The 20,480-nt window shown below is 34.4% G+C and carries 27 protein-coding genes, 1 tRNA gene and 1 other annotated feature (1 of these 29 cut by a window edge); of the genes, 11 read left to right on the top strand and 17 right to left on the bottom strand.

The window, feature by feature from the left end:
• Position 1 (bottom strand) — a sequence feature (ribosomal protein L21 leader region) (it extends 72 nt beyond the left edge of the window).
• 520 nt (positions 2–521) lie between these two features.
• The 3 genes from O0236_RS05010 to O0236_RS05000 all read left to right on the top strand — a co-directional run bounded on the left by O0236_RS05010 (position 522) and on the right by O0236_RS05000 (position 1,725).
• On the top strand, positions 522–821 hold the full coding sequence (locus O0236_RS05010) for a hypothetical protein (RefSeq protein WP_268913014.1): 300 nt from the start codon (positions 522–524) through the stop codon (positions 819–821).
• A gap of 289 nt (positions 822–1,110) precedes the next feature.
• Complete coding sequence (locus O0236_RS05005; protein WP_268913013.1) at positions 1,111–1,536, top strand: pyridoxamine 5'-phosphate oxidase family protein; 426 nt, start codon at positions 1,111–1,113, stop codon at positions 1,534–1,536.
• A 115-nt stretch (positions 1,537–1,651) separates the two neighbouring features.
• Positions 1,652–1,725, top strand: a tRNA-Arg gene (locus O0236_RS05000).
• Positions 1,726–2,085: 360 nt separating this feature from the next.
• Here the strand turns inward: O0236_RS05000 and O0236_RS04995 are convergent.
• From O0236_RS04995 to O0236_RS04965, 7 genes are all read right to left on the bottom strand, one after another.
• Positions 2,086–2,226 (bottom strand): hypothetical protein, encoded by a 141-nt coding sequence (locus tag O0236_RS04995; protein ID WP_268913012.1) that lies wholly within the window; start codon positions 2,224–2,226, stop codon positions 2,086–2,088.
• 93 nt (positions 2,227–2,319) lie between these two features.
• Entirely contained in the window at positions 2,320–4,152 is a 1,833-nt protein-coding gene (locus tag O0236_RS04990; protein ID WP_268913011.1) for a DUF5776 domain-containing protein, read from the bottom strand.
• Positions 4,153–4,267: 115 nt separating this feature from the next.
• Positions 4,268–5,986 carry a DUF5776 domain-containing protein gene (locus O0236_RS04985; RefSeq protein ID WP_268913010.1) on the bottom strand — a complete coding sequence of 573 codons (1,719 nt, stop codon included), beginning with the start codon at positions 5,984–5,986 and terminating at the stop codon, positions 4,268–4,270.
• A gap of 142 nt (positions 5,987–6,128) precedes the next feature.
• Entirely contained in the window at positions 6,129–6,905 is a 777-nt protein-coding gene (locus tag O0236_RS04980; protein WP_268913009.1) for an N-acetylmuramoyl-L-alanine amidase, read from the bottom strand.
• The gene (locus O0236_RS04975) at positions 6,905–7,189 is read right to left on the bottom strand and encodes a hypothetical protein (RefSeq protein WP_268913008.1); all 285 of its coding nucleotides are present in this window, start codon (positions 7,187–7,189) and stop codon (positions 6,905–6,907) included. The genes O0236_RS04980 and O0236_RS04975 overlap by 1 nt, the downstream gene beginning before the upstream one ends.
• A 1-nt stretch (position 7,190) precedes the next feature.
• Positions 7,191–7,418 carry a hypothetical protein gene (locus tag O0236_RS04970; RefSeq protein ID WP_268913007.1) on the bottom strand — a complete coding sequence of 76 codons (228 nt, stop codon included), beginning with the start codon at positions 7,416–7,418 and terminating at the stop codon, positions 7,191–7,193.
• Entirely contained in the window at positions 7,411–7,794 is a 384-nt protein-coding gene (locus O0236_RS04965; protein WP_372790983.1) for a hypothetical protein, read from the bottom strand. Before O0236_RS04965 ends, O0236_RS04970 begins: the two co-directional genes overlap by 8 nt.
• Positions 7,795–8,039: 245 nt before the next feature.
• Between O0236_RS04965 and O0236_RS04960 the strand changes: the two genes are divergently transcribed.
• A complete protein-coding gene (locus O0236_RS04960; protein WP_268913005.1) occupies positions 8,040–8,657 on the top strand; it encodes a carbohydrate binding domain-containing protein in 618 nt (205 codons plus the stop codon).
• Positions 8,658–8,719: 62 nt separating this feature from the next.
• Here the strand turns inward: O0236_RS04960 and O0236_RS04955 are convergent, their stop codons facing one another.
• The 4 genes from O0236_RS04955 to O0236_RS04940 all read right to left on the bottom strand — a co-directional run bounded on the left by O0236_RS04955 (position 8,720) and on the right by O0236_RS04940 (position 11,075).
• On the bottom strand, positions 8,720–8,869 hold the full coding sequence (locus tag O0236_RS04955; protein WP_268913004.1) for an XkdX family protein: 150 nt from the start codon (positions 8,867–8,869) through the stop codon (positions 8,720–8,722).
• Between the two features lie 2 nt (positions 8,870–8,871).
• Entirely contained in the window at positions 8,872–9,015 is a 144-nt protein-coding gene (locus O0236_RS04950) for a hypothetical protein (RefSeq protein WP_268913003.1), read from the bottom strand.
• 226 nt (positions 9,016–9,241) lie between these two features.
• On the bottom strand, positions 9,242–9,424 hold the full coding sequence (locus O0236_RS04945) for a PspC domain-containing protein (RefSeq protein WP_191984818.1): 183 nt from the start codon (positions 9,422–9,424) through the stop codon (positions 9,242–9,244).
• Between the two features lie 76 nt (positions 9,425–9,500).
• A complete protein-coding gene (locus O0236_RS04940) occupies positions 9,501–11,075 on the bottom strand; it encodes a DUF5776 domain-containing protein (RefSeq protein ID WP_268913002.1) in 1,575 nt (524 codons plus the stop codon).
• A gap of 419 nt (positions 11,076–11,494) precedes the next feature.
• Here O0236_RS04940 and O0236_RS04935 point away from each other — a divergent pair, with 419 nt between their 5' ends.
• The 6 genes from O0236_RS04935 (at position 11,495) to O0236_RS04910 (ending at position 14,951) form a co-directional block, all read left to right on the top strand.
• A complete protein-coding gene (locus tag O0236_RS04935) occupies positions 11,495–11,962 on the top strand; it encodes an SHOCT domain-containing protein (RefSeq protein ID WP_268913001.1) in 468 nt (155 codons plus the stop codon).
• Between the two features lie 99 nt (positions 11,963–12,061).
• Positions 12,062–12,433: a DUF805 domain-containing protein gene (locus tag O0236_RS04930; protein ID WP_268913000.1), complete on the top strand. Its 372-nt coding sequence runs from the start codon at positions 12,062–12,064 to the stop codon at positions 12,431–12,433.
• A gap of 111 nt (positions 12,434–12,544) precedes the next feature.
• The gene (locus tag O0236_RS04925; RefSeq protein WP_268912999.1) at positions 12,545–12,943 is read left to right on the top strand and encodes a hypothetical protein; all 399 of its coding nucleotides are present in this window, start codon (positions 12,545–12,547) and stop codon (positions 12,941–12,943) included.
• 117 nt (positions 12,944–13,060) lie between these two features.
• Positions 13,061–13,438, top strand: coding sequence for a hypothetical protein (locus O0236_RS04920; protein WP_268912998.1), 378 nt, complete (start codon positions 13,061–13,063; stop codon positions 13,436–13,438).
• Between the two features lie 662 nt (positions 13,439–14,100).
• On the top strand, positions 14,101–14,421 hold the full coding sequence (locus O0236_RS04915; protein ID WP_268912997.1) for a helix-turn-helix domain-containing protein: 321 nt from the start codon (positions 14,101–14,103) through the stop codon (positions 14,419–14,421).
• A gap of 158 nt (positions 14,422–14,579) precedes the next feature.
• The gene (locus O0236_RS04910; protein ID WP_268912996.1) at positions 14,580–14,951 is read left to right on the top strand and encodes a DUF805 domain-containing protein; all 372 of its coding nucleotides are present in this window, start codon (positions 14,580–14,582) and stop codon (positions 14,949–14,951) included.
• Between the two features lie 81 nt (positions 14,952–15,032).
• Here the strand turns inward: O0236_RS04910 and O0236_RS04905 are convergent, their stop codons facing one another.
• Complete coding sequence (locus tag O0236_RS04905; RefSeq protein WP_268912995.1) at positions 15,033–15,509, bottom strand: TspO/MBR family protein; 477 nt, start codon at positions 15,507–15,509, stop codon at positions 15,033–15,035.
• A gap of 205 nt (positions 15,510–15,714) precedes the next feature.
• Between O0236_RS04905 and O0236_RS04900 the strand changes: the two genes are divergently transcribed.
• Complete coding sequence (locus O0236_RS04900) at positions 15,715–16,146, top strand: hypothetical protein (protein WP_268912994.1); 432 nt, start codon at positions 15,715–15,717, stop codon at positions 16,144–16,146.
• A gap of 41 nt (positions 16,147–16,187) precedes the next feature.
• Here O0236_RS04900 and O0236_RS04895 read toward each other — a convergent pair whose 3' ends face one another.
• The 5 genes from O0236_RS04895 to O0236_RS04875 all read right to left on the bottom strand — a co-directional run bounded on the left by O0236_RS04895 (position 16,188) and on the right by O0236_RS04875 (position 20,473).
• Entirely contained in the window at positions 16,188–16,727 is a 540-nt protein-coding gene (locus tag O0236_RS04895; RefSeq protein ID WP_268912993.1) for a dUTP diphosphatase, read from the bottom strand.
• Between the two features lie 15 nt (positions 16,728–16,742).
• Complete coding sequence (locus O0236_RS04890) at positions 16,743–17,681, bottom strand: hypothetical protein (protein WP_268912992.1); 939 nt, start codon at positions 17,679–17,681, stop codon at positions 16,743–16,745.
• The gene (locus tag O0236_RS04885; protein WP_268912991.1) at positions 17,674–18,552 is read right to left on the bottom strand and encodes a hypothetical protein; all 879 of its coding nucleotides are present in this window, start codon (positions 18,550–18,552) and stop codon (positions 17,674–17,676) included. Before O0236_RS04885 ends, O0236_RS04890 begins: the two co-directional genes overlap by 8 nt.
• A 169-nt stretch (positions 18,553–18,721) precedes the next feature.
• Positions 18,722–20,065: a type I glutamate--ammonia ligase gene (glnA, locus tag O0236_RS04880; RefSeq protein ID WP_268912990.1), complete on the bottom strand. Its 1,344-nt coding sequence runs from the start codon at positions 20,063–20,065 to the stop codon at positions 18,722–18,724.
• Between the two features lie 24 nt (positions 20,066–20,089).
• Positions 20,090–20,473, bottom strand: coding sequence for a MerR family transcriptional regulator (locus tag O0236_RS04875; protein ID WP_268912989.1), 384 nt, complete (start codon positions 20,471–20,473; stop codon positions 20,090–20,092).
• Positions 20,474–20,480: the final 7 nt, after the last annotated feature.

Here is a 20,480-nt window from a genome sequence, read left to right as displayed (position 1 = left end):
GAAGCCACAATTACAACGTGACTAGTATACAAAATATCCACCCTTGCGTCAACATAATTATTAATATTGGTCTGTATTAACATAAAATAAAAACCAATCGCTGATAACGATTGGTTTTCCCCAAAATTTATTTCTTTGCAAGATGCTTGCCATTTTCTCTAATGGATGTTGAAGTATTCAAATATAATTGAATTAAACCGCAAATAATAAATATAAGTACAATAAATACAACGAATTCCACAACTTCCACCCCCTAAAAATGTGCGTTTTCTTTTACGCATCTTCATTATCTAGTTAATATGCTTGTAAACCAAATATTTGCTCCCATTTTGCAGGTCACTTAACCAAATCTAAACTATCTTAAGAAAATCACAATATATCGCCGAGCTTTTTGAGAGTTTTTGGACATTCAGAAAAACAAATTATATGTTCCATCCGATAATCCTTAAATTTTATTGTAAGAAAATCAGACCTTATAATGAATTTATAGAGAGTATTGAGTAATATGCGGGAGGTGCGCAATGAACTCAACTGATAAAAAACGTCAATTCATTCTGGAATTTCTACTACCATATAACCATGATGTTTCTTTAGATGTGGTCGAAGATATGATTAAAGCTGGTCAAATCATGGGATATGATTCAAAAGAGTTATTCAAGGAACTAGTATCCATGGATAATCAACACGATCAATTATTAAAAATCACCTATTTACCAACTCAAGATGATCACTATATCGTAAATTCTGACAACTCTACTTGGATTTCAAGCAAGGGTGAACGCTTATTGTGTGTCTTGAGAGGTCAGTTACCAGGTAATTAATACTTATGAATTAAATGAGCCATCTAAGGAAAAACCTTAGTTGGTTTTTTTATTGCCCGCTGACTGTAGAAAACTGATAGCTTAATCTATGTAACATAATATTGAAAGGATCAAAATTTCTAGCTCAACTCAGTGGGCAAGTCCAGCGTTTCAACAATCAAGTATTGATACTTCTGAACTACTCACATGAATATCTCTTTTGTATATTTATCTTTTATAGTAGAAATTTGTTATAATTAAATTTAAATTACGAACGCAGTTATTTCTTTAACCTGATCGGAGGATTTTCATGACAAATTCTATAAAACTTGCTAGCAAACTAATCAACTCAGTATCAGTTTTTTCCGTCACGACTATTGATAAGAGTAATTTTCCGAATACTGTTGCACTGACTCCACTTCCTATTAATAAATCAATCCGATCAATATTATTCTATACAAATCGGGACACATCCACCGCAAAGAACATCAGATCAGAAAGTCAGGCATCAGTATTTTCTTTCTCAGATGTTGATTACTCTTCTATCTGTCTCAAAGGTAATTTACATGTGTTTCCAATTGACGAAATAACTGATGACATTCAACAGTATTTAAATAAGTTTCAAAACCATCTAAATTATGATGATCCGGTCATTTTAAAATTTGACACTATATCTTTCAAAGTAAGGTCAAATGATCAAATAACTTCGACAACTTTAGATGAATTACACGATTAATCATCCCTAAACTATCTATTCTGAATAAAAATCAATAATTTGTGATTTTTGACCAATTTTAGATTGACGAAGCTTCAAAAATCACATATACTTATAAACGTTGATTTGTGATTTTGTCACAGTAGCTCAGCTGGATAGAGCAACGGTCTTCTAAACCGTAGGTCGAGGGTTCGAATCTCTCCTGTGACATAAGGTACCATTTGAAGGTTTTATACCTAAAGTTGCATATAATTGCATATCATTTAAAAAGCGACAATATTAGCGAATTTATCGTTAATATCGGCGCTTTTTTGTTTCCCAAAAATTTACGCATTATTTCATATGATTGAAGCGGAGTTGTCAAAAAAAGATGAGAATTTGTTTATAGCTAATACTTAGTTTTTTTGAATTGGATCGCCATTTGATGGGCCATAGGTAGCAAACAAAGCCACGGAAGACATTTGTAAACTGATAATATTGTTTTAGTTCATGGAGGACAGCTTCCAAATACTTTAAGTTGTAATCGTCAACTTGATAAACTGGCTTGATAAGCATGCTACTCCTTCTTGATTAGCGCATGAAAAAGAAAGTATACTGATGTGCTTGGTCGTCTTTTACTATTTGTAACTGGTAGTGATCACCATTCATCAGTGTGAATAATGGCTTAATCTTACCAGCAATTAATCTAGATTCGTATTTTGGATCACTCATGGCGTGCCTCCTTTTATCAAAGAAAGTACAAATCTAAATGAACAATAAAAAAAGCGCTCACCTCGTAATGAGATGAGCGTCTTTTAATTAATGCTATTTCCAAATAATAAATTTCTTGTTGCCTGTTACGTACTGGCCATTAGTCAATTGGTAACGAGTAGCCAACTTGTATTTCTTAATTGATTTAACTTTTAAAGTACTACCCTTTTTATAGAGTTTTGCTTTACCGGATAATTTAACATTCCGGTACGACTTAACACCATTTTTGTTAATAACTTTAATTCTCTTATTTTTTGGGGTAGTAGCGTAGTAAGCCTTAACAACATATTTATCATTAGCGGTAATGTAACCTTTTGTTCCAGCCACATATTTACCTTTATAAGGATTGTATTGTTGAACTTTATATCTTAACTTACCATTATCGTCGTAATTGTAACCCTTAACGATAAATTGAGGACGGTTGACACGACTAGTTTTGGCATAATGCTTGATACGTTCGTTTGTATAGAAATTAGTATCACTATACAAGTATAATCCTTTAATACCGTAAACTGATTGTCCTTTTACAGCCGCCCAATTTGGTAAACCAGTTGAATTATTACCAGGTACGCTTGGCGTTGGTAATACTGGTCGTGATGGTTGAACAGGTGTGCTTGGCTGTACAGGTTGTGATGGTGTACTTGGTTGGGTCGGATTTGTTGCTGAACCGCCACCAGAGTTATTATTTCCGCCATTACCAGGATTGCTTGTTTGGTTAGTCTTAATTGTCAAGTTACCAGTGCCATCACTATATCCTGGCTTTGAAAAAGTTATCGTATATGAACCACCAGTTAGTTTTTGCAGGTCGGATTTATCTTGTTTAGTACTATCGAAGACAATTGCATTTTTATCATTTGTGATTACATAATCTGCATCATCTGGATCAACTTCGAATGATTTGTCAGGATCAAAATTTGATTGTCCTTCACTGATAGTGACTTTCGGTTGACTAACTAACAATTTTTTTGGGTTGAATGTTGAAAAAAACTGGTCATTACCAGCAGGATTTCTACCATAACCTACATTATTAAAATATAACAGTGTGGCCTGTAAAAATGCCATTGACGATGTATCATAATTCGTTAAATTCTCAAATTCTTCTAGGTTTTCTCCTGGCAAAAGGCTCAACAAATCAGTGTTTGAGTACTTACTTTGATCAAACGTAATATCAATCGGTAAAACCAATTGAACGGGATCATCTTTTTGAATATCACGCATGACAACTATGATATTAGAAAACTTACTAGCATCACCTAAATCTGTAATGTTATTCACATTGATACTATCATTTAGGTCACTTTCACTGAAATTTTGTGTATCAAATGGATCTTTGGAGGTCATATAAATTGAAATTTTTCCATCATTATTTCTTTCTATATTTTGTAGATATTCCACAGACTCACTAGTGAGTAACATCTTTGGATTTGTTTTTATACCAGGAACAAGATAGGATAGATCACCACCAAACTGAATATCTAAAATACGGTCAACATCTTTTTCACTATAGCTCTTCAACATAATATTTAAATATCCTTTTCCATCATGGAATCGATTAGGATCGACTAATGTATGGGATATATTTAGAAGATTTGCCGTACCCATTGGATCATATTTATTAATATTAAAATCATTTTCTGTGACACCGTCATCAATGATATTTTGTGGATTAGCACTACTCTGCAACTGCATTGCAAACTTCGTATTATCGAAATTAGAAGTATCGTTATAACCATCTTTGTTCTTATTAAAAAGCAACGCCTTATCTTCAGAAGTAGCAAGATTATTTGCTGGATTCGTATCATCGGCAAATGTGTTTATCGCTACAACTGATAATATCGAAAGTGACAAACTAAGTGATACTAGCACTTTTTTGATTGTTGATTTCATCTTGAATAATTCCCCCTATGTAATTGAATACTATTTTCATAATACCATTTCTAAAGTTATTACGTAATGAAAAAAGGCACTCACCTCGTAATGAGATGAGCGTCTTTAATTATGATTATTTCCAAATAATAAATTTCTTGTTTCCTGTTACGTATTGACCATTAGTTAATTGATAACGAGTAGCCAATTTGTATTTCTTAATTGATTTAACTTTTAAAGTACTACCTTTTTTATAGAGTTTTGCTTTACCGGATAATTTAACATTCTGATATGATTTAACACCATTTTTGTTAATAACTTTAATTCGCTTATTCTTTGGTGTAGTAGCGTAATATGCTTTGACAACATATTTCTCACTAGCGGTAATGTAACCCTTAGTTCCGGCGACATATTTACCTTTATATGGATTGTATTGTTGAACTTTATATCTCAAATTGCCATTATTATCATGCTTATAGCCTTTAACGATGAACTGCGGACGGTTTACTCGACTAGTTTTAGAATAGTATTTAATATGTTGGCCACGATTAAAGTTAGCATTCTTGTATAGGTAGAAGCCTTTAATACCGTAAACTGATTGTCCCTTTACAGCTGCCCAATTTGGTAGCCCCGTTGAATCATTACCAGGTACGTTTGGTGTTGGTAATACTGGTTGTGATGGTTGCACAGGTGTACTTGGCTGTGATGGTTGTGTTGGAGATGTTATTGCACCGCCACCTGTTGATGGATTATTAGTACCCGTTGATCCCCCACCAGAATTCGTCATTTTCTTGTAGTGCAAAGTAATGTTTGCTGGTGTTTCAGTATCATTCTGAGTGGTTTGATAACTTGTTGGATTGTCCTTTGACGTATCCAGTTCATACCCATCAATTTTCGCTTGCGGAATAGTCAGAGAATCACCAACCCACGCTTTTAATTCCTCATTAGTACCAATCGGATTACCTGACTCATCTACATGACCAACATTGACAGTAGCCGGATTAGCGACTGATGGAGCCACGTATAAAATATTGTGAGACCCAGTAATGCCAGTCCGGATATCTAACAGAGATGGGAAGCCAATATTAATTGGCATATAAAACGAATCTCCAAGTTTATCAAGTTCATCCTTTGAAAATTTAAACGAGGATTCGATATTCTTATATTTCAACGGCAGACTAGTTTGAACTTCTCCACCTGGCGTTACATTTCCTTTAATAACAATTGCCTGTAAATCTTCTGGATTACGACCAAGTCCTGATTGATCTTCATCAGAACTAAGACCATCAAACCGTTGATTAAAGTTGGTAATTTTACTTCCTTCTGTAGAATTATAATCAATCGATCCATTGCCCGCATATACGACATCTGGAAACTTATTCAGTGAAGGATAATTATTAGGAACCTGACTTAAGTAATACAAAGGTAGCCCCAATCCGGCTTCCAATTTCTGATCAACCCTCGTGATATTTTTAATGACCAAGTTGACCTTTAAACTGTCCGGTTTAAACTCATCTTTCATTAAAAGTGAATATGCATCATATTTGTCCGTAGTACCTGACATAACATCATTTAAATTTTGACCATAGTTGCTTTTATAAGTCTTACCATCGTTTCCATCAAAGGTGTAATAAAGTTCTACTGAAAATTCATTATCAACATTTACTGGCGTTTTGTGTTCACCGGTTAGATATCTCATTACATCCAAATTAGAATTTTGAACGATAGCTGATGTAGCTGTATTCACAGTGCTAGTTTCAGCCTTTGCCGATACTTTTGTCATTCCAAATGAAGCACCGATGCTTAAGGCCAACAACGATGAATAAAATAAAATTTTCATTTTCTTTTTTGACATAAAAGTTCTCCCCAACTTTTTCTATTCCATAAAAATTGTACCATAGAAAAACAGGTAAGTTGTTAGATACCAACGTAAAAAAGCGCCCACCTCGTAATGAGATGAGCGCCTTTTGAGAATCGTTGTTGATATTATTTTATCACTATTTTATTTTTTTGATCAACTTTACGTAAGATTTATTGGCCGTGATGTAACCAACAACAGTTTTGAAACGATAAATCTTGCCGTACTTCTTAGGTTTTGCATAGAAGCGACTACCTTTAGTAAGGCGGACAGAACGCTTTTGTTGTGCTTTGATATCCTTATATGCGTAAACTTTCGGAGCAATAACCTCATAAAGAGCTTTTGTCTTATAGTACTCTGGCTTTGCTTTAGCAAGTGCGGCACTATCACCTAAACCATTCTTCAAGTCTTTAGCAAATTGTGCCTTAGTGATCCCCCACTTTGATAAATAACCATAAGGGTCCACGTGATCGCCACCAAAGTTTTGAGTAACCCACTTATGTGACTTAATCCCTGGTGTACCTTGACCTCCAGCATCTAGCGTCAAAGGAATATTATATTTGTTCGCATAGTATCTTAACAACCAGATGTATCTTTTATAAGATTCGTTGAAACGAGTTTGTGAGTCAACGTGAGCTAACTCAACTTGCATTGGTGCGTATGGATTAGCATCAAGCGCTCCCCAAGCAACGTAACCAGGTTCGCCAACTTGATAGATTGCTTGGTCATCAACGATAAAGTGTGTGTAAGCTACTTCAAAGTGTGACTTCATATAACTAGCCTCGTTATGAGCCGAACCCTTGCCTTTATTATTGTCGTTACCGGTATCATGAGCAATAATAAATCGCTTAACAGCAATACGTCCGTCACCTTCATTATTTGATAAAGCGAATGTTTTATTGATTGAATATCCCATTACTTGATACCTCCAATTTGTTTGAAACCTTTAAATCCGTCAAATAGGCCACAGGTAAAGCCACCGACCAATAGTCCCATAACTCCACTTGCTACATAATTACTATCTCCAGTAGCAGCAACTGCAACGATACCTGCAACCACACCAACGAACATAGCAATCCATGGCAAATAATGATTACCCAAACTAGTGGTCTTAAAAGCTTGTGTAATACAAAAAACGACCAAAACTGTTATCATCAGTTCGGCCGTTGATCCAAGATTAAGTTGTTGAATTAAATCCATTTTAGTTTTCCTTCTTTCTTATCTTATCTAGTTCTAGCTGTAACTTATCCGCTCTATTTTCTGCTTTCTCGGCCCTAATCTTCATCTCTGAATACAATGTTCTCCGAGAGTTAACATCATCTTGTTCAATTTGATGAATTGATTTTTTACGAGACAAATAGAAAGTATATGCTCCGGCCAAAATTGTCGGAATAATTGTTAAAAGCTGTTTGATAAGATTATTACTCACTCGAATCACTCCGATCAGCGGTCGTGAAAATCATTGCAGTTAGAGCTAAATTCGAAATCCATGGCATGTAATCAGTTCCCGCAAAAATAAAATTCAAGAATTGATAAATTGATAAGAATGCCATAAGCAAAGTCGCAATAGTTAATAAAACTGAATTCAAATGTGGCGAGTGATGCTTAGACATAACCCACCAGGAAATTGCTAAGCCACAAATGACGTACAAGCCGCCGAATAAATCATCATTAGCAAACGGCGTTGCCATTGGTGGCCACTGGAAGTAATTATCATGAGTAATTAAGTAAATACCAATACCTATCAGGGCAGTTCCAATAATGAGGTGGTCAGCGTATTTTTTAAATCTACAAAGCAACGTCATTCCACCCCCTTTATATTATTTTTGTGTAAAAACAAATTCACTTAATTCTGTGTCTTAGTAAATGAAATATTTTAAAATCCATCTAGTTCAATGGTGAACAACTAAAATATGGTGTCATAATGTACAGAAAATTATTAAAAAATCATATGAATCAACATTCATGATTCGTCAAGCGTTAAATTTGAACGTTATAAAAGCGAATGATAAATTTATATTGTTCCAAATTACACAAGGAGGCTTCACTTATGAAAAAATCATTTAATATTGTATTAGGTACAGCAGCTATTTTAGGTGGTCTTGCATTGGGAAATGCCATCCCAGTAAATGCCGCAACTACCGAAATATCATCCGTGGTTAAGCATGAGATAAAAACATCAACTGCTAATGAATCAGAAGATAATTTGATGCAAAATGGTGATTTTAGTCAAGGCCTTGATTCATGGATATCAGGAGGCTTTGGTGGTGGTGACGTTTCAGTAAAAACTGATGAAGATGGTAATTACGCGGAACTTACTAATCCTGTACCTGATTCCGGTGCAGCTCTAGGACAAGATATATCAACTGCTCCATTAAAAAAATATCAAATGAGTTTCGAGTATAAAGGTACTAGCTCAAGCCAATTATTGTTTGAACCAATTGTTCATACCCCAATTGGTGACCTACCAGGTGAAGGCACTTTTATCAAACTTACAAACCAATCCGGAAAATGGGTTAAACATACTCAATCGTATTCTGTTCCTGCAGATGACGCCATCGGTAGTTGGAATGTCTTAGAACTAGGATTTGTTACCGGTAGTAAAGGAACTCCCGCAAGCGAAACTCCTATGGCAGTTAGAAACGTTAAATTAACCGAAGTAAAATAATCAAGCCAAAAATAGTTTATGTAAAAAGCCGCTTTGTTTTATCTAGGCGGCTTTTTATTATTCTATTCAGCTGGCTTGAAGTCTTTTCCTGTGATTTCCTTGTACTGTTCTGGTGTGATTGACCAATTAACCATAAAAGAAATGTCCATACCCCATGAGGCATATACTTTAGCAACTTCAATGTTTGGTAAAGTAAATAATGTGTTTTCCATAATTAAGCACCTTCCTTTACATTATCTTCTGGTTTGCTAGGTGAAATGACCTTCTGCAAATCTACGATTTGTTTTTGCAGTGATAAAAATTGTACTTGGAATTGCTTGTTAGTATTCGTGAACTGAGTTTTTGCTATATTTGCCATTCTCTTCTCTATATTTCTTTTTCAATAGTTGAAAAATAATCGAACGTATGTTCTTTAGTGTTCAAAAATAAAAGCCCAATTGGGCAGATTTACCAAAAATTACGATTAAGCGTGTAAAATAATTATATCATTCATTTCATTTTAACTTCAGGATTGGTTAAAAACACTAATAAAAAGATGTCTTATTTAAAAAGACACCTTTTTACGCCTGTTATTTAATAGTTAATTAATCCTCTTCAGGAACTACTAACCATAATACTAAATAAATTATTAATCCCGGAAAAGGTGTCAATGTAAGAACACTCCAAAGAGCACGTAAAACATTTGCATTCCAGCCGAATTTTTCAGCTATTCCTCCAAGAACACCCGCAAAAACACGATTAGTTCTTGAACGATGTAATCCCATCATTAATCATCATCTCCTCAAATAAATTCTAACACAAAAAGCCACTCATCTCGCAATAAGATGAGTGGCTTTTTTATATTTATTTCCAAATAATAAATTTCTTGTTTCCTGTTACGTATTGACCATTAGTCAATCGGTAACGTGTAGCCAACTTGTATTTCTTAATTGATTTAACTTTTAAAGTGCTACCCTGTTTATAGAGCTTTGCTTTATCAGATAATTTAACATTACGGTACGACTTAACACCATTTTTGTTAATAACTTTAATTCGCTTATTCTTTGGTGTAGTAGCGTAGTAAGCCTTAACAACATATTTCTCATTAGCGGTAATGTAACCCTTAGTTCCGGCGACATATTTACCTTTGTATGGATTATATTGTTGAACTTTATATCTTAACTTACCATTATCGTCGTAATTGTAACCCTTAACGATAAATTGAGGTCTGTTTACACGACTAGTCTTAGCATAATGCTTGATACGTTCGTTTGTATAGAAATTAGTATCACTATACAAGTAGAACCCTTTTATACCATAAATTGATTGTCCCTTTACAGCAGCCCAGTTTGGTAATCCCGTTGAATCATTACCAGGTACGCTCGGTGTTGGTAATACTGGTTGTGATGGTTGAACAGGTTGCGCTGGTGTGCTTGGTTGTGATGGAGTAGTTACTGTTCCACTACCCGTTGAAGGATTGTTATTCCCCGTTGATCCTCCACCAGCAGTTGGCTTCGCCTGAACGGTTAACTTAACTGTCTTTTGTTGACCAGATTTAGTAATGAGTGTGATTTGTTGATCACCTAGTTTGCTGGTATCGACAGGATCAGGACTATAGCTCGTAATTGGATCGTCACTACCGTCCGAGTTGGTTGCCTTTGCTTTAAAGATGTCTATATTAAATTTATCACCAACAGTGATCGTAGCATCACTAGCGGTAAATGACTTTTTAGTACCGTTAACAGTCAATTTAACTGTTTTAGTTTGACCGGATCTAGAAGTTATCGTGACATCATAAGTTCCAGCCTTTGAAGAATCCAAATTAGGAATATTAAAGCTAGTAATTGGATCGTTGACAGAACCATCTTGTAAAGTGGCACTAGCATTGAAAATACTAGTGTCCAAATTATCACCCAAAGATATTTCTCCGTCCGTAGCAGTGATATTCCTAACGTTTACATACTTGAAATAAAGATTATAAGGAGCAATGTTATTATCCTGTGGAGTAAATACAAAGTGAAATATCGTCCCATCTGCATCACTTAGTATATTTGATACTTTGTATGATGGGTCAATTGTGTTAGCGCCAGGTTCCTTAGTGTCAGGATTTGAAACACTAACATTCCACGATCCTGGAATCTGATTAGGTTTGATATAAAGATTTTTGACTTGGATTGCAGAAACGTTTTTTGGCACGATTATTGGATCGTCAGGATCGTTAGTTGACATACTGGTAAACGTAGAATGTGGGTTTTCTGTCCCAAAAGTGTACATAACATTTGCAATACCATCATTTTGGATAGTTGACGTGGACGTTGAACCGGTTTCAGAGTCAGCATAAGCAATTTTGGAAGCATTTGCATTAACGAAAAGCGCTCCAATAACACTAAGAGATATGACCGACGAATACAAGAAATTTCTAATTTTATTTTTTGACATAATAACTCTCCCAATTTTTTAACTATAAAAAATTGTACCACAAAAACAGAAGATGAATTTTCAAAGTCAATAAAAAAAGCGCCCACCTCCGAAGAAGTGAGCGCCTTTTGAGAATTGTTATTGATTTCATTTTATCATATATTATAGACTGTACTTTATTAACTTATGCATAACATAATGATATAGTAAAATAAGTTAATGTTTATCTGAAGTTATTTTAAAGTTGTTCCCATATTAACCTTTCTATTTCGAAAACCTTTCAAAAATTAAATTTATCTTGATTCTACTGAAATTAAAGCTAACAGAATTGATAAATAAAAAATGAATAATAGAAAATGTTGTATTAAACTCAATAGTTATTAAACATGTGCCATTTTCAAAGCAAGATACAACTAATTTTTAATAAGGAGGGATATAAAATGCACGTAGAAGTTAAAATACCTGAACATGTAATCATTGATGTTGATGATGCTAAAATTGTCATTACTCGATTAGGAGTTAGAAGTTTTCTTAATCGTGGCCAAAATGGTGAGCAGGTCATCCCACTTTCAAGTGTGATTGGAATTAATTTTAAACGATCAAAATTAATCGCCGGTCAAATAAATTTTGTTACTGCTGCAGGCAATCAAAAAACTAATGGTTTTGGTGCCCTACCCGGATTTAGTAACGGAGCTTTCAATAAAGCAAATAACGTAGTATTCCGAGAAATTCATAACGATGAGATTGAACAAATAAAAAATTTCGTTGAAGATTATCTACTCAATCACAACTCTGAAAACAAATTGTCAGATGCTGACGAACTTAAGAAATTCAAAGCATTATTGGATGATGGCACAATCACTCAAAAAGAATTTAATAACAAAAAGAAGCAGATTCTAGATATGTAATAACTCACTATGGTATTCGCAGTGGTTCGATTCCGCTGGTGAGTATACGTCCAAACACTGATGACGTTAAAAGCTGAATATGTATGGGAGGATTAGGAAATGGTAAATTCTTATAAAAGATTCTGGGAAAATATTTTAAACTTTTCTGGAACATCAGGTAGAGCTGATTATTGGTGGCCTGTAATTATTAATTATGTATTAGGTGGATTAATTATTGCTATTATCAATACTTTACTAGGTCACCCCATCAATGATATCTATAATCTGAACGATTTATCAGTTAACACTGTTGCTCGCATTGTTTCACTAATCGTTTGGATTGGAACAATTTCAGTTAAAATTAGACGACTACATGATTCTGATCACGTTGGTTGGTGGATTTTAATTGATTTAATTCCCCTTATTGGTACCATTTGGTTCTTCGTTCTGATGGTTCTACCAACTCGTAGAAACCGTTGGGAAAACAAATAAATAGCTTTTAAGTCTCCTCTCTGGTGAGCTCGCGTTCGTTCGATTCGAACCAGGAGAATTGTCCAAACACTGATGACAATAAAAGCTGAATATATCTGGGGATACAAGATTATGAATTTAAAGCATTATGTGCTAGCTGGTTTAGTTGCTCTGTCATTCACTGGAATGTCCAGTGCAGTCAATGCCAACGCTGCAACGTATAAGACGGTTCCGCAAAGCATTAGAGGTTATTACGTTTCTTTAAACAAGAAAAAGCCTCTCTCAATGGCAATTAGTATGAAGCATATCAAATTTGCAATTTCTTCAAATTATATGAAGAAATATTCACTTGATAAGGCACCTACATTTAATATTAAAAAAGTAACTTATGTTAAACCATATGTTACGATCTATTATTCAAATCAAGGTACTGAAGCTGCAACTTTCAAGAAAGTTAACAATCGACTATATACCCAAGGATTTTCATTTCAAAAAGTAAATAAATTAACTTACACAAATTTCTTGAAGTAATTATTAATTAACTCACTATAATAATATTGGTTATATATCATATTAATCACCTCCCCTACGTGGTGGCCAACGCCCGTCCGATTCAAGCATAGGGAATTTCAAAAGGAGGACTTTACATTGAAAAATGGATTTAATGTCATGCTTGTATTTTTAATTGGATTATTAGTCTTAATAACAATTTTTCAATGGGTAATGTCTGACAAAAGTATGGAAACCTATACACAAAACTATATCAATACTGCCCTAACAGATAAAAAGTACTCCAGATTGAAAAATATAGTCCGAGATAAGGAAGTATATAACAAGTTAAAAACACAGAAGAAAATCACACTAAAGTTCACTGCGGATAACCAAGGCGCAGGAAGAATTGCATATTTTCCTGCCAAAGTGAGTGGTTTTAAAGGGAATATCGGCGTAGACATTAATATGAAGTCAATTCTGCTACACCAATATAAATTAATAAGAATAACCAATCTAGGTAACATGACAAGTTAGAATCGTTCATTACATATATGAACGATGCATGCTGTAATTTAATCTGTACAGGGATTTTCAATTTGATTGTATACCATGATCTTTAAAGAAACGGTTAACTTTTTGTGCATTATCTTCTGCTATAACTAGTTGTTCTACACTATAGATTGGATCTTAGATAACACTTGGGAGATGACTATCTTGTCGATCTACAAACAATTAATCTCGATGTTTATAATTTTGATAGTATGTATTTTTCATTGGCAGTGGAACGAAACTCGTGATATGGATTTGTATACCGAAAACTACTTAAATCAGCAAATTCAATCAGGACACTATAAGGCATTGTCTAATATATCTGGAAACCAAAAAATATTTAGGCTTTTGAGTAAATCTAGTAAAATTACTATAAGTTCATCATCAGATAATCAGGGGTCAGGTAACGTCGCCTATTTTACAGCTCGTATTAACCGCTCTAAGAATTTTTATGGAATTACTCTTAAAGTTAAATCAGCTCTATTTCATAAGTTCTCAATGAAAAAAATCGTTTCTAATGATTAGAATTAACACATTAATCATAAATTCCAAATAATTAAAGTATTAATAATTATAAATTCCCGTGCATTATACTTTACCCCGAACGCATTATTCCCTGATAATTAAGGTAGTTAGGAGGTGCGCTCATGAATATTTTATTTTCGGAACAATTGAATAAACTGAGAATTGCTAAGAATCTCTCACAAGATGATATTGCGCAAAAATTATTTGTACCTCGTGATGCGGTTAATCGTTGGGAGTCAGGAGAATCAACGCCTGACTTAGATAATCTTGTTAAATTATCGAAACTATTAAATTGCTCACTCGATGAATTAGTTTTAGGAAATAAAGAAGATGAACATCCCTACTACGGCAAAATGAACTTCTGGGATTTCGCCGCACGTTACTGGTGGCTACTCTTTGCAATCGCTGGTTTTATTGTTTGGATGATCTCATATCTAAGATAATAATTTCATATAAAACAAAAATGCCGACAATCTTGTCTGGCATTTTTTTAATGAATTTCACTAAATTAATAGGTTAAATTATACATAATCATCTAAGCAACTAAATCCGCCCCATTTCTCCGTGTCTATGGTATAACTACCTCAAGGAGATGATATAAATGGTTGATTCATACAAGAAGTTCTGGCATAACATCACCAATTTTTCTGGAACAGCAGATCGTCCCGACTATTGGTGGCCAATTATTATTAATTATATTTTGGGTGGTATCATTGTTGCTATTATTGAAATGTCCACGGGTCATCACTTTATGGATACTCAAAATTCTCCAGGTTTTGACTTTACTATTTTCTCAGACATTGTCATTTTTATTGTATGGCTTGGTGTTCTGTCTTTGAAGGTTCGCAGATTACACGATACTGATCGTTCTGGGTGGTGGATTTTAATTACGATAGTTCCACTAATTGGAAATCTTTGGTTCTTTATTTTGACCTTATTACCTTCTAAACCAAATCGTTGGAGTCAGCCATAAATTTATGTGTCCCGTGTCTAATAATTAGACGTTTAGAAAATTTAAATTGAATATAAAAAAACAGCCAACATGGCTGCTTTTTTAGTTTAATATTGCCACTCCAATTGCTAAGTATGTCGCAAACAAAATCCATAGTAAGTATGGCACCATCAACCATTTAGCTAAAACTAACTTACCACGGTTTAACTGGATGATTATTTTAATTGTTAAACCGTCCATCGTTAGAATTATTAATACTCCTATCCAAAACCAAGCGAAGTTAAAGAATATGATAGTCCACAGTAAGTTCAATACTAGTTGAATCCAAAACAACCAATTATCAGTGGGACTGATATTTCGATGTATCCAAAATAAGTACCCAGAAATTCCAAGTAACACATATAGTATTGGCCATACGATGCCAAACAAAGGACCAGGCGGAGAAAATGGCGGTAAAGCCAATCCATTGTATATTTCGCGAATGTTACCAGACAATAAAGAGGAACAAAATCCTAATATTTCAACGCCAATGATGAAGCCAATCATTTTTAAATAATTAATCTTTACTCTATCGTTCATTGGATCACCTCACATTTCTTTAACTACATTTTTTCACATTCTGAACGTGAGTTGCAAAAATGAAGATTACATTGCGCGTAACTTGTTTAATATTAGATATTAAATTATAAAATATTGGTCTGCATCTTCTTTTCAACCCAATCATTTGCCTTTTTAAACCAGTAATTTTATATTTGATTTAAGATTAATATTAGGAGGTTTTCGTATGGCGGAAGAAGTTGATTCAATCCTTGCAATTATTAATAAACTTGCTGGTCAGGAAAAACAAATTGAATACGGTTATGAAATTGCTTTGGTTAAAGATCAGCTACCTAGTTCCACTACAGAAACTGATTTTGGTAATTTAAAAGCTTTTGCAGATGATGGTGATGAATACACTGCACCCAGTTTTATTGAAACTTTGAATGATGAGATGTCTGGTATTCCTTTAAAATCAGATTCAAAACTAAAACGAGAGTTTCTCTCTTCTGAAGCCACCACCCGTTCAGCAAATATCTTTATTGATCAATGGTCCGGCTTTAAATCTCAAATTAAGGATATTGATTCTCAGAAGCGCTTCACTGACAATGATACGATTCAAATTGGTATCTGGGATTGCTGGGATAACAACGCAATCTACATCTCCATTGAAAATTAGTAATCCTAAACAAAAAGGAAGTCCATAATGGACTTCCTTTTTTAGTAATCTTCAGCTTGACGCTGTTGATTTAATTCATTCTTTTCCATAAATGCTTTTTCAATCTGATCTTCAGAAAAGCCAAAATCAACCAATCCCATTTTAATGAATAGTCTAAAGCAATGACTAAAGGCCGACTCGCTGCGATCAAAGAATGCATTAAATAACATCTTTTTGATAATTAAATACTGTTTGTCTAGATTTTGTTCACGCTTATAAGTAGCAATCTTTGCCAAATCCGGTTGCGTATTTAAAATCACGTGATTCCAGTTCTTTAAATTAGAGATCAACAAGAAGAAATCCATTGCATCAACGTACTCAAACAGCAAAGTTTCTTCCGGAGTTTGATTCTCATCATGTTTACCCCGATGAGTCTTCCAAACCTTGAACCATTCAGAAGTATTAGCCACTTCAGACAATTCAACATCCAAAGCAACAAAAGCATTTTGAACTCTGGCTTCAGGAGCCCAGTGCAATTTCTTTTTATTATCGATCAAGCGATTTAAGTACACTGAAGCACTTAGCATCTGTTGTAGATCCATTACTAAACTCCGTTTCTAACCAAACACAACTCGATTTGATAAAATCTCAAGTTGCTTTTCGTTATCCAAGTACCACTTTTGCAAGAAGTCGTAATCTAACAATAAGTAGATCCAGTTTTCTTCTTGATCCTTATCTTGAATGTATGCACCGTATTTTGGATGATCAACTGTACCCTTATTTGAAATGACAAGAGTTGTGTCGGCATTCAAGTCCAAAATAGCGTCACCAGATTCGTTTGCCATCAAGATGTATTCATTCTCTGCTGACTTAACAAATAACTCATCCATGATTTCTTCGGCAACATTACCACCGGCAAATTCAAAGAATTGATTATTGAAACTATCTAGAACGTTAAATTCAACAGTAAATCCAGAAGTTTCCTTCAAAATCTTGCCAAATTTTTTCAAAGTATTAAGCATGTTCTTAATACTTGCAATATCTTTGCCTTCAAGAACTACCACAAAGAAGTTAATCAGTGCACGACCATTAAACATTAATTCTTTGGTCTTAAGATTAAGATACATCAATGATTGACCATCATTAGTAGCCACAAAGTAATAACCGGCTTCTGATTTAGGTGATTTTTTGAAAGTAAATGGTTGATCATCTAGACCATTAAAGTTACCCAATAATTTTTGAATTCGGCTAGTATCTTTAAGTTTGAACTGGTCGCTAACACCACCTAATTCTAAGACCCGGGATAAGAAGATACTTTGGACATCCTCACCAGTGAATTGATGTGGAAATTCCAAGTATTCAGAATCTAATGAAAAGTCAGCAAGTTGTTCTGCAGCATTCAATAATTCTTCAAAATCATTAGTGTTAACTAAGGTATTGAATAGCAAAACATAATTCAAACCGTTATCCAAGCCGGTCTTGATTGATTCAGTGTATGAAGAGAAGGTGTCTTGTACGGTAATTTCTGCTTCTTGCATATCGTTATCGTTACTCATCTACGTTCACCTTCAATCCATCTGATAAGAATGTAAGATATTTTGTATATAATTGTTGGTTATTTTGATTGAATTCTTCAAATGAACCAAATGTTGCTCTGATATTTTGTTTTTCAAGATTTAAAATAGTTTCGTCTTTTGAAAGTGAAAGAATTTTAGCTTCATTGTCTTTGATTGTTTGACGAGCGCCGTTTGCTTCCTCATCAATTTGTGTTAACTCTAACATTGATTGATTTAATTGTTCACGCTCTTCACGAACCTTTGCGGCTTCCCAAGGCATTGGCGATTTTTCTTCGTTCTCCTTGATTTGGGCACGCAAGCTATCCTTTTGTTGATCACGTTCACTTTGGCTATCCATTAACTGGCCAAGGCGCTCATTTTCATCAGCCAAGCTCTTCATTTCGTCATCGTTGACCCGTTTGTTTTGTAATTCAAGTTCAAACGATTGAGATAACTTATTATATTCATCTTCGGCAAAATGGAATTGGACGTTTAGCACATCTAATTCCCCAAATAAACGGTGGTCCCACCAGTTACCAAAGTAAATGTTAAATCTTCCAAGATCAAACTCATGATAATAAAAGAATGGATACGTCTTTCCAAGATAGTTAATTAATTGATTACTAAGATGATGACTTAATTCAGAATCTAAATTAGCAACTAAATTAAAATCGTTGGCTTGTTCTGTGCCTTCTTCACCCTTGAATTCTTGATTGTACCGGTTAGTATCAATCAATTCATATAACTTTAAATCATCCCCACTTTTGATTGATTCATTTAATTGATTTAAATAATCCAATTTATGGTCAATTGCTGAAGACAAAATTGAATCATTTTGACTAAATTGATCATTTTGTTCGTTCATATCCATAACGTATCCTCATCACTTTTTTATTTATATTCTTAATTAATGTTATCTAACTAATCACTATAAATAAAGACATTTCTTTGATTTTTTTCATAAATTTACTAATTTTGGTAAAAAAGTATAAAAAAAGACCTGAATTATTAATTCAGGTCCCCTTCTTAGCCATTTAAGCTTAGTATAATTCGAGATATTGATCTCTTTCCCACTCAGAAACTTGGGTACGATATGAATCATATTCCAAATTCTTAGCTTCGTAGAAACTTTGGTAAAGTTTAGTCCCCAAAGCATTCTTCATGACATCATCAGTTGCTAAGTCTTTAAGTGCATTATGCAATGTGTCAGGTAAGTTCTTAATATGACTTTCTTGGCGTTCTTCAGCATCCATTCGATAAATGTTACGGTCAACACTATCTTCAGGTTCAATTTCATTCTTAAGACCGTCTAAGCCAGCTTCAAGAACACAAGCAATTGCTAAGTATGGGTTAGCAGCAGGATCCACACTCCTAACTTCTAGTCGTGTAGAATTACCACGGGCATTAGGAATTCTGATCAATGGTGAACGGTTAGAACCTGACCACGCAACATATACAGGAGCTTCGTAACCAGGAACCAAACGCTTGTATGAGTTAACGATTGGGTTACAAATGGCTGTAAATGCTCTAGCATGCTTCAAAAGTCCACCTAAGAAGTTGTAAGCATCTTTAGATAACTCTAAATCTCCTGATTCATTGTAGAAGGCATTACCCTTATCAGTGAATAATGACATGTTTAAATGCATACCTGAACCATTGATACCGCTAAGTGGTTTTGGCATAAAGGTTGCATACAAACCATATTTTCTAGCAATAGTTTTAACAACCAATTTGAATGTTTGAATGTTATCAGCAGCTGTTAAGGCATCAGCATACTTAAAGTCAATTTCGTGTTGACCAGGGGCAACTTCATGATGGGCAGCTTCGACATCAAAGCCCATTTCTTCAAGAGTTAAAACAATTTCACGACGACAATTTTCACCAAGATCCATTGGTGCCATATCGAAGTAACTACCCTTATCATTCAAGTTAAGGGTTGGTTCACCGTTTTCGTTCATCTTGAACAAGAAGAATTCTGGTTCTGGTCCAATATTGAAGCTTGTAAAACCAGCTTTCTTCATATCTTCAAGAACTCGGATCAAGTTATTTCTTGGATCACCAGCGAATGGCTTGCCATCTGGAGTATAAACTTCACAAATAACACGAGCAATTTTGCCTCGTTCTGAACTCCATGGGAAAATCATCCAAGTTGAAAGATCAGGATATAGGTACATATCACTTTCTTCAATGCGGACAAATCCTTCAATTGAAGAACCATCAAACATTAATTTGTTGTCCAAAAGTTTTTCCAATTGAGTTATCGGTACTTCAACGTTCTTAATCGTTCCGAATAAATCTGTAAACATTAGTCGAAGAAACTTAACGTTTTCATCCTCAACCATTTGTCGAATATCGTCTTTAGTATAATCATGCCTTGTTGCCATCCTGATCAATCCCCTATCTATGATTTATAGTTTTTGGTTATTAAATGTGGAAGAAGGTGGCATTAGTCCACTAATATGTAGAAATTCATCTTCCAAAATTCGCCGAACATCGCTGTCGGTCAATTGTGTATCTTGATGATTTTTCTTTTCGTCCTCAAGCTGTTGTTGCTTTTTGTAAACTTCCTTGATTCCAGAAATGTTTAATCCATCGTCAAGATAATCCTTAATTTCAAGGATCCGATCAATATCATTTAATGAATACATTCGCCGGTTACCGTCGTTTCGCTCGGGCATCACTAACCCTTGCTCTTCATAGTAACGAATTTGCCTGGCTGATAAATCAGTCAGCTTCATTACTGTTCCGATTGGCAGCACCGATAGCGAACGCCGTAATTCCTTCTCAGACATTTTTCAC

It is taken from the genome of Lentilactobacillus sp. SPB1-3 (assembly GCF_026913205.2).
Classification (GTDB): domain Bacteria; phylum Bacillota; class Bacilli; order Lactobacillales; family Lactobacillaceae; genus Lentilactobacillus; species Lentilactobacillus terminaliae.
Note: the sequence above shows the minus strand (reverse complement) of the source record. Positions and strands in the feature narration are given on the sequence as shown.

Bases quoted from the DNA above. Each gene is read 5' to 3' on its own strand.
- O0236_RS04900 (WP_268912994.1), top strand. From the start codon at position 15,715: ATGGCGGAAGAAGTTGATTCAATCCTTGCAATTATTAATAAACTTGCT.
- O0236_RS04935 (WP_268913001.1), top strand. From the start codon at position 11,495: ATGCACGTAGAAGTTAAAATACCTGAACATGTAATCATTGATGTTGAT.
- O0236_RS04915 (WP_268912997.1), top strand. From the start codon at position 14,101: ATGAATATTTTATTTTCGGAACAATTGAATAAACTGAGAATTGCTAAG.
- O0236_RS04890 (WP_268912992.1), bottom strand. From the start codon at position 17,681: ATGAGTAACGATAACGATATGCAAGAAGCAGAAATTACCGTACAAGAC.
- O0236_RS04960 (WP_268913005.1), top strand. From the start codon at position 8,040: ATGAAAAAATCATTTAATATTGTATTAGGTACAGCAGCTATTTTAGGT.
- O0236_RS04925 (WP_268912999.1), top strand. From the start codon at position 12,545: ATGAATTTAAAGCATTATGTGCTAGCTGGTTTAGTTGCTCTGTCATTC.
- O0236_RS04975 (WP_268913008.1), bottom strand. From the start codon at position 7,189: ATGGATTTAATTCAACAACTTAATCTTGGATCAACGGCCGAACTGATG.
- O0236_RS04940 (WP_268913002.1), bottom strand. From the start codon at position 11,075: ATGTCAAAAAATAAAATTAGAAATTTCTTGTATTCGTCGGTCATATCT.
- O0236_RS04895 (WP_268912993.1), bottom strand. From the start codon at position 16,727: ATGGATCTACAACAGATGCTAAGTGCTTCAGTGTACTTAAATCGCTTG.
- O0236_RS04990 (WP_268913011.1), bottom strand. From the start codon at position 4,152: ATGAAATCAACAATCAAAAAAGTGCTAGTATCACTTAGTTTGTCACTT.
- O0236_RS04980 (WP_268913009.1), bottom strand. From the start codon at position 6,905: ATGGGATATTCAATCAATAAAACATTCGCTTTATCAAATAATGAAGGT.
- O0236_RS04965 (WP_372790983.1), bottom strand. From the start codon at position 7,794: ATGACGTTGCTTTGTAGATTTAAAAAATACGCTGACCACCTCATTATT.
- O0236_RS04985 (WP_268913010.1), bottom strand. From the start codon at position 5,986: ATGTCAAAAAAGAAAATGAAAATTTTATTTTATTCATCGTTGTTGGCC.
- O0236_RS04885 (WP_268912991.1), bottom strand. From the start codon at position 18,552: ATGGATATGAACGAACAAAATGATCAATTTAGTCAAAATGATTCAATT.
- O0236_RS04930 (WP_268913000.1), top strand. From the start codon at position 12,062: ATGGTAAATTCTTATAAAAGATTCTGGGAAAATATTTTAAACTTTTCT.
- O0236_RS04945 (WP_191984818.1), bottom strand. From the start codon at position 9,424: ATGATGGGATTACATCGTTCAAGAACTAATCGTGTTTTTGCGGGTGTT.
- O0236_RS04955 (WP_268913004.1), bottom strand. From the start codon at position 8,869: ATGGAAAACACATTATTTACTTTACCAAACATTGAAGTTGCTAAAGTA.
- glnA (WP_268912990.1), bottom strand. From the start codon at position 20,065: ATGGCAACAAGGCATGATTATACTAAAGACGATATTCGACAAATGGTT.
- O0236_RS05010 (WP_268913014.1), top strand. From the start codon at position 522: ATGAACTCAACTGATAAAAAACGTCAATTCATTCTGGAATTTCTACTA.
- O0236_RS05005 (WP_268913013.1), top strand. From the start codon at position 1,111: ATGACAAATTCTATAAAACTTGCTAGCAAACTAATCAACTCAGTATCA.
- O0236_RS04905 (WP_268912995.1), bottom strand. From the start codon at position 15,509: ATGAACGATAGAGTAAAGATTAATTATTTAAAAATGATTGGCTTCATC.
- O0236_RS04910 (WP_268912996.1), top strand. From the start codon at position 14,580: ATGGTTGATTCATACAAGAAGTTCTGGCATAACATCACCAATTTTTCT.
- O0236_RS04875 (WP_268912989.1), bottom strand. From the start codon at position 20,473: ATGTCTGAGAAGGAATTACGGCGTTCGCTATCGGTGCTGCCAATCGGA.
- O0236_RS04950 (WP_268913003.1), bottom strand. From the start codon at position 9,015: ATGGCAAATATAGCAAAAACTCAGTTCACGAATACTAACAAGCAATTC.
- O0236_RS04995 (WP_268913012.1), bottom strand. From the start codon at position 2,226: ATGAGTGATCCAAAATACGAATCTAGATTAATTGCTGGTAAGATTAAG.